A 14,044-nucleotide genomic window follows, 5' to 3' on the forward strand; every position below is an offset into this window, starting at 1 on the left:
TTTCACTAATAGAAATCACGGGGTTTCGTACAAAAAGTCAGATAAATCACCTTTTTCAGATGTTTAATGACCCTTTCTAAATTAAAGTCAGGCTGGATTTTGGCTGAGGCCAAAATTCGGGATGACTCATGTTAGATATTAAAATTATATGCCCAATGCCTGGCCACCGCCAACTTGGATTGTTTCTGCGGTTAAGAAGGCTGCATCTTTACTCGCCAAGAAAGAGACAACACCAGCAACATCATCTGGCTGACCTAGTCTTCCAAGCATGATATTATTTGCCCAAGAAGCAAAAACTTCTGGTTTCGTTGATTTGATTTGCTGGTGGAATGGGGTGTCAATAGTACCCGGAGATACTGCATTTACTCTAATGCCGTATTCTGCCAAATCCTTTGCTAATGCTCGGGTAATTGTCTGAACACCAGCTTTTGATGTTCCATAAATCCCAGCTCCAGGCCCTCCTGCGTTCCATGCTGCATTTGAGGTATAGTTAATTATGGTAGGATTATCTCCTTTCTTCAGAAAAGGGATCGCTGCTCTTGATGCGAAAAACACAGAATCCAGATTTAATGCCATCACAAATCTGTAAAACTCTGTTGTCATTTCTTCAAATCTAGACCTTCCACCTAGACCACCTGCGTTATTTACAAGCACATCAATTTTTCCATATTTTTCACCAATTTTGGTGATATTTTCCGTTACGGCTTCTTCTTTTGTAACGTCGAATCCATAATATTCAGCCTTAATTCCTTCTGCTACAAGTTCTTCAACTCTTTTAGCTCCTGCTTCATCTTCAATACCGTTCAATACTACAGTATATCCATCTTTGCCTAATCGTTTAGCTACTGCGAAACCAATACCGCCAGTGGCACCAGTTATTATAGCTACTTTCCCATTTGAGTTACTCATCACGTGAAATTTGTCTTGTTTAATTAATTATTGTTCTGATGTAATCAATAATCGGAGCTTATCCGACTATGATCAAAATGTATTCTTCCGTAAAAAGATGAACAAATTAGTCGTTCAAATTTTCTTCAAAATTGTTGCAAAATTCAAGTAGCTTTTCAAAATGCAACTGCATGCTTTCAATTGCTTTTGCTACATTTTTATTTTTTATAGCCTCAAAAATAGCTTCATGTCGTTGGAGTTCTAAAACAAACTCGTCTTCATCACAAACACGATTATTTTCAAATACTGAAACTATTTTTGGTGTGATCTGCAACATTAATGCGTTCATGGTACTGTTACCACTCGCTCTTGCTATAGCTAAATGAAACAACAAATCTTCCTCCAACGCATCCTCACCATTTAGCTTTTTTACCTTGTAGCTGTTAAGCGCTTCTTCGATCAGCTCCAAATCTTCAGCCGTTCTTCTTTTCGCGGCCAATTCAGTTGTTTTTAACTCTAATAGTATTCTTGTCTCCACCAAAGAATTAAAATCATGCTTTTTCAACCTTAGTATGTCATTAATCATACCGTTCAAGGCAACTTGTCCAATATTGGCCACAAATGTTCCCGATTGGGGAATTGATTTTAGCAGCTCATAAAACTCAAGTTTTTCGATTGCCTCTCTTACATTTCTTCTACTGACGCCAAATCTTTCAGCCAATACCCTTTCTGAGGGCAGCTTGTCTCCTGGTTCCAGGTTCTTATAATTGACCAAATCCCTGATTTTTGATATAATCAGGTTCTGTACTTCGCCATTATCGCTTTTTGCAGGTATATCTAGTTTCATGCGGGGAAAATAACCTATATAAATGAGTTAGCAAAATTGGTTCACCAATTTTGCTGAAATAATTGGTTTCCGAACACTTATCGTGTTGTTACGCGGATCGTAACCCCTTCAAGCTTCTGAAATTTATGAAATTTTGCAGAAGGACTATTACCAGTAGATTAGTTGGATAAATTTGCTCACACTTTCATTTCGCATGAGTATAGAAGCGTTTTATCGACTAAAACAGTCAATAAAACGCTTCCATATTAAATTATCCTTTGCAATTAGTTACTAGACTTCATGCTAGTACTAGGGTTGTGAGTTAAGTTAGGAGATTTCTCACTAACTCTTCGCCACTCTCTAGTAACCAGCATTTTGTGTGATTACACCAAAACTCGCTAGCACTTCTGAGATTGGGATTGGAAACACATAATATTTACTATCAACTGTTTCTCCCATTTCAGCGTTAACAGTACCAGTTCTAACCAAATCAAACCATCTCTGACCTTCAAAAGCCAGCTCAAGTCTTCTTTCGTCAGCAATAGCTGTTCTAACTTCAGCTTGTGAAGTTGCAGTTGAATTAGCTAAACCAGCTCTAGTTCTAATCTTGTTTAATTCTACTAATGCTGCAGGAGTACTTCCGTTCTCATTCAATGTTTCTGCATACAATAGAATAACATCGCCTAATCTCAGTTCGATCCAGTCGTGATCAGGACCTCCTGTTTGTGGATATTTTGGAGACCTCAAAAGTGTCTCGTCAATATTTACCGCTCTTCTCAAATCACCAGGACTTGCATCAAAAGCAGCAATCAAATCTGTATCTAATGGCTCCAAAGATTTTGTATCAAGGCCACCATACCACGACCAAAACTCAGAGTCTCCATATTCATCAGAAATAGAGCTTGAAATTTGGGTGGCGTATATGATTTCTGAATTCAAATCATTGTCTACACCAAAAATGTCAGCATAGTTGTCTTGCAAACTAATTTCTGCAGCGGCAGCTCCGTTTACAACAGCAGCCAGATGTGATTCCGCTTGGCCAAAATCGCCCATTTGGACCAATACCTTACCTAGCAATCCTTGAGCTGCATATTTAGAAGCTCTGCCCTCTACAATTTTAGTGTCCAAAGCCGCTATTGCGTCTTCCAGATCAGGAATGATGACGTTATTGTAAACATCGGCAGCCGGTTGTCTTACTAAAATAGATCCATCTGTAGTACTTGGGGAAGCAGATAAGTTCACTGTAACATCACCAAATACGCGTACTAGTTTGAAGTAAGACAAGGCCCGTAGAAATTGGGCTTCACCTACTTCAGTAGCGACTTTGGAATTTTCAATTACATTGTTCGCACTTAAGATAGACTTATATAAAGCCGTATAGAAAGGGCCGAAAAATTGATCTTCCATAGCCGTTAAATTAGGGCCATAGATATCAAACTCCGTATATGGCGGCTCTAACATTAAAGCATTATCAGCTCTGAAATCACCCATTACTGCCATTGGTGTAGCAGATCCATGCTGGTAGAAATATGCCGCATTCAGAACTCCTTCATAATCTGTCAAAGATCCTGAGCTGGCAATATTTGGGGGGAATTGTTCCAAATCTTCACATGCTGTCAACAGCAGTAATGACCCCAATATGATATATAATGTTTTCATTATTTGTTTCTTTAAAAATTAGCGATTAGTTTGAGTCAAAAATTGACGCCTCTCTTTCAGGTTGAAATCGGGAACTAATTATTTGACCGCTACTTTAATTATTTAGAAATTGACATTTAGCCCCAGCGTTAAGCTTTTTACAACCGGACTTGCACCCACTTGTACACCGTATGTTGTTGGCCCTAAATAATCACTCTGTGTGATTTCTACACCCTCTGGGTTAAGGGAAGTATAGTTATCTCCCATTAGATACAACAAATTGGTACCTGCTGCATATACCCTCACAGAACTTAATCCCGCTTTGCTAGTCAAACCTGAATTAAAGGTATAACCTACCGTGAAGTTTCTCAATGCGATATAAGAAGCATCTTGAATCTGCGCATCCAATTGATTTCTTGACTGCGTGTAATGCTGTCCATTGTGATCTGCAATACCATCACTATCAGCATCAAAGCTAGAGCGCAATCTTCCGCCAAATTCTGATCTCCAGTAGATTTCGTCGATGTTGAAAACATCCCCTCCCTGAGCACCTTGAATCTGCAGCGACAAGTCAAAATCTTTGTAAGTCACTTGGCTATTCAAGCCCCAGTAGAAATCTGGTGTATTTTGTCCGATTTTGACTAAGTCTCCACCATCTTCAACGGTTCTTGTATTATCAATTACACCGTCACCATTCTGATCGACAACATAATATTCAGAACTACTGAGACCAATATTTCTGGTCGGGTCGCTCATGAACTCTGTTTCAACCATGCCATTGGTTTCTAATCCCCACATCTCACCAATTTCTCCACCAACGTAATTTCTAAAGACAGGACCTCTACCAGACTGGCCATAAATTACTTGAGGTAATTCATCCAGACCACCTAGATCGGTAATTTCTGTATTAACGGTAGAGAGGTTAGCGCTAATATTCCAACGAAGCTGCCCCTTGTTGATCACTGTTGCACCTAGCTCAAATTCCACACCAGAACTTGTAACATCACCAGAATTAAGTACGATAGAAGTAGTACCCAATACCTCAGAAACACTTTGGTTAATTAAGATATCTTCAATATCAGAAGTGTAGTAATCAATACCCAACGTGAAACGGCTACCCAGGAAACCTAAGTTAATACCATAGTTGGTCTCTGTATTGGTTTGCCAGGTTAAATCCTTGTTTTCAATATCTGACGGGATTAAGAATCCAGTTCCGAATACCGTTGCTTGAGGATTTAAAAGGCTCAAGGAGCTGTAAGACCCTAAGAACGAAGTCGTTCCTAAAGAACCCGTACTGAAACGGAGTTTCAAATCCGTCAAAAAGTCGGAGTTGTAGAAAGCTTCGTTATGTACATTCCATCCTAAAGAAACCGCTGGGAATACTTCGAACCTTTTATTAGCCCCGAAGCGAGAATCACCGTCTCTTCTGGCGGATACCGATGCTAAATAACGATTGTCATATGCATAGTTGATACGGCCAAAAACGCTCTGTCTTGCAACCGTCTCGTTTCTTTCCGTAACGGCAATATCTGCAGGATCAAGCAGCGCATAGTTTAGCGGCTGACCGTAAGGCACATTGGAAGCATTTAAAGCGATACCGTTGATGTAGAAATTTTGAAACTCCACCCCAGCTACTGCAGACAGGTCATGGTTGCCCAGTACTTTCGCATAGCTCAAAGTCGTTTCACTCAATACAGAAGATCTTTTTACATCTGTTTGATCCAATGCTGTTTGATTGGTACGTGCCCTAGAATCAAACTCAAGTGTTCTGGAAAAGAAATCACGGGTATCTCTAATATCTGCACCCAAAACGGTTTTCAAATTCAACCCTTCCAGGATACTGTATTGCAGGTAGGAACTAATGTTACCGAAAAGCGTCTTTTGAAAACGGTCGGTGTTATCAAGCTTTGTTGCAGGGCCTGCATCGCCTGAGCCACCAATACCATTACCGCTTCTTCCGTAGTGCCAGTCTTGTGCTGTCATGCCAGGTTCTAAGGTATAGATACTGTTATTGAATGGTGCATCTCCTCCTCTATAACCATCATCAAATGGAGCAAGTCCTAAGGACTGCGCTTGCTGATCCAAATCCTGAACAAAAGCAATAGATGCTTCTGTATGGTAAATCGGAGAAATGCTATAAGCTCTCAAAAGATCTCTCATATCATGACCTACGATATCTCTATCAGACACAAATCCGTTGAAATTTACGCCAGTTTTGAAGCGCTCTCCCAACTTAGCATCGACATTCAAACGTGCATTGTATCTTTTGAATCCTTGAGTGATTACGATACCTTCTGCATCCAGGTAACCAACGGAAGCAAAATAATTCACATCATCAGTACCTCCGCTCATGCTGAAGTTATGGCTCATGCTGTTGCCATTCTGGAAAAGCCAGTCTTCTACCGCTAAAACATCAGGTGCATTTTTGTAAGCATTTATTCTGTAGCTCAATAAATCAGGATCTACTTCAGAAACGTCATAAGTGCCATTGGCTATGCCAGCTTCTAATTCATTAGCCCATTCTCCAGCGGTCTTAAGCTGTTCAACGTCTTTTACATACCGACTAGAGGTACTCGCGTAAGCATTGTAGCTAAAAGTAGCTTTACCTGATTTTCCTTTTTTGGTGGTAACCAGAATAACGCCATTCGCGCCTCTAGAACCATAGATAGCAGCAGAAGCCGCATCTTTCAACACTTCCAAGCTTTCAATATCGTTTGGATTAACTGTAGCCAAACTTCCTGAAATCGGGTATCCATCCACAACAATCAGTGGGTTTGAGTCACCTGAAATAGAAGAAGCTGCTCTAATCTGAATCTTTGGATCTGCACCAGGAGCTCCATCTTGATTTTGAATTAGGACACCAGCTAGCTTACCAGCTAAGGCATCATCTACACGAGTAGCCTGAATAGCTGCAACGTCGGCGCCTCCTACCTGTGCAATTGCACCAGTATTGTGCGATTTTTTACGTGTACCGTACCCAACAACAACAACCTCATCTAGTAAGGTAGCATCGCCTGCCATGATAATGTTTAGTGTTGTTTGGTCTCCGACTGCAATTGTTTGGGGTGCGTATCCCGTATAAGAGAATTCGAGTATATCGCCTTTCTTGACTTGCAATTCGTAATATCCATCAAAGTCGGTAACCGTACCTGTTGAGGTACCAGTTACAAGTATATTGACACCGATAAGTGGGATATCATCTGTATCCGTTATCGTACCGGTCAATAAACGTGCATCTTGCGCCATTAATGAAATATTGAGAAACAATATTCCGACTAAAAGCAGTTTGATCCTTAAATTCATTTGTAAATGTATTTCATTAAGAAGTGAGTTGTATAGTCGATGCTCTATCACCTGCTCAAGGGTATAAAGCATACAGACTTATTATTTTGGTGCTTACAGGTTCATTAAACCTGGTCAACCAAACTGGTTCGCTTTTCTGGTGAACCAGTTTGGTGCCCCAAATATATGCTCTTTTTTCAATAAACCTATCTTTTTAAAACTTTTAACAACCCGTATTTGGCAAATTTTATATCAAAACCAGTAATCGTACCCAAAATCAGAAGGTATACACCTGCCTTGTGATGCTTTTCCTAATTAGGGGTACGGCCTATGTTTTTCGTGAATTCGTTAAAAAAGCCATTGGGTTTGGCCAAACGTAAAAGGACTTCAGTAACCTCCGCTAGCGCCTTAGAGATCTAAATACGCAAACCAATTAAGTTCGTTAAAAAATCATCAGTATGATGTGATTTTCGTCACTGGGTGGGTTGATTTTTGATAGTAATAGCGATCAAAAACATACCTATTCTTGTATAAAGCTATCCAAGTAGCAGGAGTATAAACCCTCTTTTATTGCTTCACTTCTAGCTCATTTACCCACTATAAAATTACCTGCAAAATGGCACTACGAATTTCAATTTACACACTGATCATCCTGTTTAGTATTTCCTCTTGTACTTCATCCACGACAGATGCGACTGCCGCTGAAGGTGGAGGCATCGATCAAAATGAACTCACTGGCCAATCTGGGGTTGATGATGGAGTTTCAGAGAAAAACATCCTTCATGTCGCAATGGGTTCTCCGGATCATACAACCTTAGTTGCTGGAGTCAAAGCGGCAGGTTTGCAAGATGTGCTAACCAATGCTGGCCCTTTGACGGTATTTGCGCCAACGAATGAGGCATTCGCTAAATTACCGGAAGGCACACTAGACAACCTATTGAAGCCGGAAAACAAAAGTACGCTTGCTAATATTATCACCTTCCACGCCGCACCAGGCAGCTATGGCGAAGACAATATCAAAGGCGTAATGGGAATTGGGCAAGCAACAGGAGACAAGGTAGTCGTAACCATAGAGGATGGCATTACCTATGTAAATGGAGCCAAAGTATTAGGAACAGTTAAGGCTTCAAACGGATATGTCCATGTCATAGATGCTGTATTACTACCACCAGAATAGTAAATTGGCATAAGCTTTCAATAAGTAACAGACAACCCAAATGGTCCTTGTGATCATTTGGGTTTGTTTTTATACCAAGTCCGAACAACGAGAAAAGCTTCAAATGTATTATTTTGCTGATATTGTAGCCATAAAGGAAAAAGACATCCAGTTTGCAGCGAAGGCAGACGTGCTAATAAATTTGAAAACTAGAGACATGAAATCAAAAACGAGCCTGATAGCTGTATTTCTTTTTAGTTGGCTATTCACCGTACCAGCTTTCGCTCAAACATTGAATAGCACCTACACCATTCAGCAAGGTGATTGGTTGAGTAAGATTGCCCAAAAAGCATACGACAATCCACATTTGTATTATCGTATTATTGAAGGAACCAATAAGAAAGCGGCCTCCGATGATAGTTTTGATAATATCGGAAGTGCCAATGATCTTCAGGTCGGCCAAAAAATCTGGATACCTGCGCTGCCCTCCAATGATAATTTAACCGGTGTTCCGCAAACGAATTGTGAGATTCGCCTCTGGTACAATTTCCAAATAGTAGCAGTTGGGATTATCAATAAAAAGTGGGAGCAAGATGGAATTGACCTGGAAACGCGTGCACACAAGGCCTATGAGATGCGGCACGAAGCTCGCGTCAATGCGCGTTTCATGATGCAAAACAAAGAAGAGGTCCGCGTATTGCAGGCGCGAGACATGGAGAAATACGGCAACCCCAACGGCCCTACTTTTGAATATTTACTGAAAAAGAATATGGATGCAGGCCTTACTTTAGCCGATGCCTACCAATCAATTATTGATAGCAGCAGCAGGACGGATACCCGATACAATGCTGATTGCCAATAAAAGAATCACTTTCACTCCGAATATCCAACACGCGTACCTGGATCAACCTTCGCCAAGTCTGTCAGCGTAAGCATACCCACCAGCTTCTTATCGTATGTTACTGGTAACCCGCTTAGCTTGAATTTTTCAAATACGGACTTTATTTTCTCCATTGAATCTTGCGGCTGAACAGTAACCAGGTCTGTCAACATGATGTCTTTTGCAAAACAGCACAATTTAGCACCTTCTTTCTCCAGCCGCTCTACAGTGCCGTCGGTGATCAACCCTACAAGATCCCCGTCTAAATCTTCTACAGGAAGGTGGTGAATCTTATTCCAGTTGAGTATACTTTTTACTAACTCTACGCTATCACTTTCGCGGACAGAATAAATGTCGGTGCTCATCAGCTGCTCTACCGTAGGATTTTTTTCTGCGAGTGAGTACTCTTTGATCGCAACATCTTCCCAGGCATGCAAAGGCGTGTTTGCCTTTTGATACTTAAGGCTTTGGTTCACCAATTCTTTTTCAGCAATTGCCTCCCCATAATGTTTTGACAGTGACCTGAAGTTTCGGATCGTCCAATCTGATCCGGTCGTTTCAGCAGCTACTCTTTTTTCAATAACGGATAAGTATTTTTCAATATCAGCAGGAAGAACACCGGATTTTTCCAATCCCTGACGAGCCATAGGCAATAGTTGCTCCAGTATTAGCTGTTTGGCCGGAACGTTTTTGCCATACCAATCAAACACCGTATTCAAACCATAACGAGCGGCTCGCAAAAAGTTGTTCTTGGCGGATTTGAAGCTTTGGTTTTTCCAAAACTCGACGCCTCCTTCCGGTTCGCTTTTCATCAAACCGATCCAAAAAGCAAAATTGGCGATCTCATCAATAGCAGTAGGGCCTGCTGGAAGATAGCGGCACTCAATACGGAGGTGTGGCTTCTTTTTTGAAAAACCATAACACATTCTATTCCACGTATAGGTCGTGCCATTGTGTAGTCGGATACCTCGGAGGTCAGGAATCTCACCTTTCCTCAATGCTTCTTTTGAATCTGATAAATCATCCGAAGTCACCACCAGAGGAAAGCGCATAACATCATTTTTCCAAAGTTCGGCAGGGGAGTCTTTTAGCCAGCCTCTGCCAAAATATACCCGAGGCAACTTCATCCTCAAAAACTTCTGAGAGCTACGGGTATCCAGGCTTTGCTTAAACAAAGCAATACGTGTTTCCGCCCACAATTCATTTCCAAATAACAAAGGAGAGTTTACACAAGCAGAGAGCACTGGCCCCGCAATCATTTGTGACCAGTTGTGTTGATCGACAAATTCATCAGGCTTGATTTGGAGGTGCAACTGAAAACTGGTGTTACAAGCTTCAAATAAAACAGAGCCTAAGGACATAATGAGGTCATCTACCCCTTGCATATAAACCTCGAATTTGCTGCCTCGAATGGCCGACAATGCTTGGCTCAGCGTCTCATAACGCTCAATTGGCGTCATATAATCCGCATGGAGATGATGGTAGTTTAAGGTCGGGAGAATACCCGTCATCAGAATGTGCTCATTGTGCTTTTTAGCTACGTTGTAGCCTTTTTGCATCAGGTTAATCAGCGATGATTCCATCTGGGAAAAACATGTCCCGTGAAGGGGTAGGGGATCAAGGTTGATCTCCATATTAAACAATGCCAATTCATTGGTGTAATGCTCATCGTCAATCTTATCCAATAGATCGAGTGCTGATGTAGTGGGATCGTAATGCTTGTCTACAATACACAATTCCTGTTCTGCACCTATCCAGGGGTCACCATCTTCAAACATCTTTTCTTTGAGCATAAACTCAAACGCTTCAATATCATTCAGAGCATGCTGGTACATTCTTCTGCGATCATGCTCATCCGCGATCTTTCGTACATGGAAATCTCCCATAAGTGCAAGGTTTTCAATTTACGAAAGGAAGATATACCGAAAACCATCAATTTCTGTTGACATAAGTTAACGCAAATGATGATAAATGTCAGATTAGCAGACTGTTATCAATTAAGCGAAAAAACAAAGCCTGCGTACACAATCAACATCAAACTCAAAACTGCCAGCCATGCCAGATGTGCTACCTTTAATTCCATAAAATAAATGACGACCAGGAGTACTTTGAGAAGTACAAAAAGGATAAGAAACGCCAAGTTTCCAGAAGCTCCAGATTCTTCAGAAAAGAAGTAGCTGCCTACGGTTAATAGGATGAGTGCAAATAAAACGGAAGCATTATTTATTTTCATAACAAGCGATTATATCAGGTATAGCACGGGGAACAGCAGCAACCATATCAGGTCGCACATGTGCCAAAAAGCGCCACCAGTCTCTATATCCAGAGAATTACTTTGGTGGTAAACACCTTGCCGCATCTTGAGGGTGAGCATCAATAAAATCACCAAACCCGTCAGAACGTGCAAAAAATGGAAACCTGTGAGCAACCAATAATAGGTAAAGAAGGTGTTATGGCTTAAGTCAAATCCATGCTGGATTTTACCTACGTATTCTACACCTTTCAGCACTAGAAAGCCAACACCCAATAGCATGGCTACCCACATCCACTGCTGGCTTTTAATGGTATTTCCTGCTTTCAGAAAACGTACTGCTTCAGCTACAAAGAAACCGCTCGTTAAAAGGAGTAAGGTGTTTACCAAGCCAATTTTGGTATTGAGCATTCCCTGGGAAGCCTCAAATACTTCAGGAGACAAGCTGCCCTCCCAAGCGAAGGCAATGATACCGGCACTAAAAGTGATCACTTCAACCAGGATAATAATCCAGATCAGAATACCCCCCGGAGGATAGAAAAATTGCTTGTGATTAATGGTTTCCATGAGTGTGTTTAACCGTTATTTATTCGACGATAAAGTAGGGCCAGAGAAGGAATCAACATATCTGTATGCGACAAAATATTGTAGTGGTTTTGACCAAACATCTGCGGTAGATAATATCGGGCAATCGATTCAATAGCAATGGCGTAAGTGCTGATGTGTCGTTCGTGCATTTCGCGCAACGCTTGCTTTACATCAGCAACACCATATTTTCCTTCATATTTGTCATAATCGTTTGGCTTGCCATCGGAAAGGAGGATGACCCATTTTTGCCGCGCTTCATGTTTCTCAATCAGGCTTTTCGAGTGGCGCAAAGCAGGCCCAATACGCGTATATCCCTGCGGCTCGATAGCACCGATATTTTGTTTGCCTTTTGTCCAGCTTTCTCCAAATCCCTTTAGGGAGTGATAAACGCAGTTATTTCTTGTTTTGGAGTAAAACCCACTGACGGCAAAATCAACATTATACTCTGACAGTACTTCACCAAATAAGATGACAGCTTCTTTTTCAACATCTAAAACCCTGTTTCCGTCGGCATAACTATCTGTAGACAGACTTAAGTCCAAGAGAAATAAGATGGCCAGATCAGGTTCTCTTTTTCGTTTCGACAGGTAGATATTGTCCGAAGGCGTCCGTCCTGCTTTTAGTTCTGCATACCAGTCTACCAGTGTGTCAATATCGATAGACTCACCATCCTGCAATTTCCTGACTGTTCTTCTTGTTTGGTGAATTTGGGCAAACTTCCGACGTAGGGCGTTCAAATTTTCTGAATGCTCAGCAATACATTTTTGCGCGTAGCTCAGGTCGTCGCCTTGGTTCTTCTTCAGAAAGACTTTGCAGTAATCAGGCTTGTACCTTTTCTTAGAGAAATCCCACTCTTTGTAGCTCACACAAACATCACTTTCTTCTGATGCTTCACTTTCTGCAATGTTAGCGAGGTCTCTAAAATCTGCCTGATAAATGGAGTTGGCGACCTCATCTGTTCGGACAAGGTGCTTGAGGTTGAGTTCGTTTAGTGCATCTTGATCTTCCTGTAAGCTATCATCGCCATCAAAGCCCCGCCAAACACCACTAAACTCCTCGGCCGTTTCCACTTTTTCAAAATTATGGATAAGCATAAAATCTTCCTGTGTTTTCTTATCAACCGTGAGGATTTCAACTTCCTCTACCGCTTTAGACTTTATTTCAGTGGTTGGATTGAGGGATGGGTTTGTAGCAGTATTCTGGTCAAAAGCAGTTCCATTTCCATTTTCAAATACATCCCGATTCGACATGTATTTTCCATACAGCCAAAACGAGGAACCTTCTTCTTCAGGGAAGCGCTCTTCAATCGTTTGATAAAATGCGGCGACAGGAGGGTACTCTTCTTCCATTTTCTGTAAAACAAGCGGTGCGATTGTTTGGGCTTTTTCGCGCGATTCTTCAACAGACGGGGGAGTGTCTTTGGCCTCCCAATTCAAACCTTCTCCCGATTGAATACTTAAATAAGCAATCCTGAAAATATAGAAATTCAGGTTCTCTTCTATGGTGGGTAATAAGGAAAAAGAGGTTGGAAGGTAAAAGATTTGCCCTTTCCAGCCGCCCTCTGTTTCCGCAGGAAAGATATCAATATTTTCTCCTGTCAACGCCCTTGCAATAAGGGTAAGCCGACTACTGATATCTTTCAAATGAATAGTCCTGGAAAGCTCCTCTTCCGAGTTCTTTCCATTCCATTTTTCAAAAAAGACGAACAGCTTCTTAAATAATACTTGATCCAGTTCCAAAACAGTTCTTTTATATCATCAAATCCGCCAGGTCTTTCAACGCGGTAAGGGTTTCTTCATCGTCGCTCAGCGGTTGAATCATGCCTACTTCGACAGACAATCGTTTGGGTAAACCAGATTGTATTAGCTTGGCAGTATCTACAATCAGACGCGTCGAAACAGTTTCCATCAATCCGAGTTCGTTGAGGTTCCTGATCTTGGAAGCAATCCGCACCAGCTTTTTCGAATTGCCAGCATCAATACCTGACTCTTTTTCGATGATTTCCTGCTCCGACTTTTCAACAGGGTAGTCAAAAGCCAGGGAAACAAATCGCTGCCGTGTAGAAGGCTTTAATTCCTTAAATCCTTTTTGGTAGCCTGGGTTGTAAGATGCCACAAGCATAAATGTATCCGCGGCCTTAATTTCTTCTGGAACCTTATCCAAAAACAATTGCCTTCTGTGGTCTGTCAAAGAGTGGATCGCAACAATTACGTCAGGGCGCGCTTCGGCGATCTCATCCAAATAAATAATGCAACCATTTCTCACGGCTGTAGTGAGCGGGCCGTCCTGCCACACTGTCTCTGTTCCTTTAAGGATATAGCGACCGGTCAAATCTGTAGCAGAAGTCTCTTCATGGCACGCTACCGTAATTAGCGGTAAGCCAAGCTTATGGGCCATGTATTCAACAAATCGGGTTTTGCCCGTACCTGTAGGGCCTTTTAAAAGTACGGAAAGCTTATTGTTGTAACAATGGGTGAAGACGTCCTCTTCCTTGCCCATTGCTTTATAATAAGGTTGGTCTTGAATCAGCATAGC

General features: G+C 41.5%; 11 protein-coding genes. 2 read left to right on the top strand and 9 right to left on the bottom strand.

Features of this window, described 5'->3' with window-relative positions:
- Positions 1–144: 144 nt before the first annotated feature.
- From ACRBG0_RS00635 to ACRBG0_RS00650, 4 genes are all read right to left on the bottom strand, one after another.
- Positions 145–909 (bottom strand): SDR family NAD(P)-dependent oxidoreductase, encoded by a 765-nt coding sequence (locus tag ACRBG0_RS00635; RefSeq protein WP_431485000.1) that lies wholly within the window; start codon positions 907–909, stop codon positions 145–147.
- A gap of 106 nt (positions 910–1,015) precedes the next feature.
- A complete protein-coding gene (locus ACRBG0_RS00640; protein ID WP_431485001.1) occupies positions 1,016–1,735 on the bottom strand; it encodes a FadR/GntR family transcriptional regulator in 720 nt (239 codons plus the stop codon).
- A gap of 339 nt (positions 1,736–2,074) precedes the next feature.
- The gene (locus ACRBG0_RS00645; RefSeq protein WP_431485002.1) at positions 2,075–3,373 is read right to left on the bottom strand and encodes a RagB/SusD family nutrient uptake outer membrane protein; all 1,299 of its coding nucleotides are present in this window, start codon (positions 3,371–3,373) and stop codon (positions 2,075–2,077) included.
- A gap of 102 nt (positions 3,374–3,475) precedes the next feature.
- Complete coding sequence (locus tag ACRBG0_RS00650; protein WP_431485003.1) at positions 3,476–6,655, bottom strand: SusC/RagA family TonB-linked outer membrane protein; 3,180 nt, start codon at positions 6,653–6,655, stop codon at positions 3,476–3,478.
- A gap of 595 nt (positions 6,656–7,250) precedes the next feature.
- Here ACRBG0_RS00650 and ACRBG0_RS00655 point away from each other — a divergent pair.
- Both ACRBG0_RS00655 and ACRBG0_RS00660 read left to right on the top strand, forming a co-directional pair.
- Positions 7,251–7,811: a fasciclin domain-containing protein gene (locus ACRBG0_RS00655; protein WP_431485004.1), complete on the top strand. Its 561-nt coding sequence runs from the start codon at positions 7,251–7,253 to the stop codon at positions 7,809–7,811.
- A gap of 196 nt (positions 7,812–8,007) precedes the next feature.
- Positions 8,008–8,652, top strand: coding sequence for a LysM peptidoglycan-binding domain-containing protein (locus ACRBG0_RS00660; RefSeq protein WP_431485005.1), 645 nt, complete (start codon positions 8,008–8,010; stop codon positions 8,650–8,652).
- An 11-nt stretch (positions 8,653–8,663) separates the two neighbouring features.
- On the opposite strand, the gene ACRBG0_RS00665 is transcribed toward ACRBG0_RS00660, so the two are convergent.
- The 5 genes from ACRBG0_RS00665 to ACRBG0_RS00685 form a co-directional block, all read right to left on the bottom strand.
- Entirely contained in the window at positions 8,664–10,556 is a 1,893-nt protein-coding gene (locus ACRBG0_RS00665; RefSeq protein WP_431485006.1) for a CBS domain-containing protein, read from the bottom strand.
- 107 nt (positions 10,557–10,663) lie between these two features.
- Positions 10,664–10,903, bottom strand: a complete 240-nt coding sequence (locus tag ACRBG0_RS00670; protein WP_431485007.1) for a cytochrome C oxidase subunit IV family protein — start codon at positions 10,901–10,903, stop codon at positions 10,664–10,666.
- A 9-nt stretch (positions 10,904–10,912) separates the two neighbouring features.
- Positions 10,913–11,488 carry a cytochrome c oxidase subunit 3 gene (locus ACRBG0_RS00675; protein WP_431485008.1) on the bottom strand — a complete coding sequence of 192 codons (576 nt, stop codon included), beginning with the start codon at positions 11,486–11,488 and terminating at the stop codon, positions 10,913–10,915.
- A gap of 8 nt (positions 11,489–11,496) precedes the next feature.
- Positions 11,497–13,248 carry a nitric oxide reductase activation protein NorD gene (locus ACRBG0_RS00680; RefSeq protein ID WP_431485009.1) on the bottom strand — a complete coding sequence of 584 codons (1,752 nt, stop codon included), beginning with the start codon at positions 13,246–13,248 and terminating at the stop codon, positions 11,497–11,499.
- A gap of 10 nt (positions 13,249–13,258) precedes the next feature.
- Positions 13,259–14,041 carry a CbbQ/NirQ/NorQ/GpvN family protein gene (locus tag ACRBG0_RS00685; protein WP_431485010.1) on the bottom strand — a complete coding sequence of 261 codons (783 nt, stop codon included), beginning with the start codon at positions 14,039–14,041 and terminating at the stop codon, positions 13,259–13,261.
- Positions 14,042–14,044: the final 3 nt, after the last annotated feature.

The organism is Lewinella sp. (genome assembly GCF_050633125.1).
Classification (GTDB): domain Bacteria; phylum Bacteroidota; class Bacteroidia; order Chitinophagales; family Saprospiraceae; genus Lewinella.

Coding starts and splice junctions, on each gene's coding strand:
- ACRBG0_RS00635 (WP_431485000.1), bottom strand. CDS start 909: ATGAGTAACTCAAATGGGAAAGTAGCTATAATAACTGGTGCCACTGGC.
- ACRBG0_RS00640 (WP_431485001.1), bottom strand. CDS start 1,735: ATGAAACTAGATATACCTGCAAAAAGCGATAATGGCGAAGTACAGAAC.
- ACRBG0_RS00645 (WP_431485002.1), bottom strand. CDS start 3,373: ATGAAAACATTATATATCATATTGGGGTCATTACTGCTGTTGACAGCA.
- ACRBG0_RS00650 (WP_431485003.1), bottom strand. CDS start 6,655: ATGAATTTAAGGATCAAACTGCTTTTAGTCGGAATATTGTTTCTCAAT.
- ACRBG0_RS00655 (WP_431485004.1), top strand. CDS start 7,251: ATGGCACTACGAATTTCAATTTACACACTGATCATCCTGTTTAGTATT.
- ACRBG0_RS00660 (WP_431485005.1), top strand. CDS start 8,008: ATGAAATCAAAAACGAGCCTGATAGCTGTATTTCTTTTTAGTTGGCTA.
- ACRBG0_RS00665 (WP_431485006.1), bottom strand. CDS start 10,556: ATGGGAGATTTCCATGTACGAAAGATCGCGGATGAGCATGATCGCAGA.
- ACRBG0_RS00670 (WP_431485007.1), bottom strand. CDS start 10,903: ATGAAAATAAATAATGCTTCCGTTTTATTTGCACTCATCCTATTAACC.
- ACRBG0_RS00675 (WP_431485008.1), bottom strand. CDS start 11,488: ATGGAAACCATTAATCACAAGCAATTTTTCTATCCTCCGGGGGGTATT.
- ACRBG0_RS00685 (WP_431485010.1), bottom strand. CDS start 14,041: ATGCTGATTCAAGACCAACCTTATTATAAAGCAATGGGCAAGGAAGAG.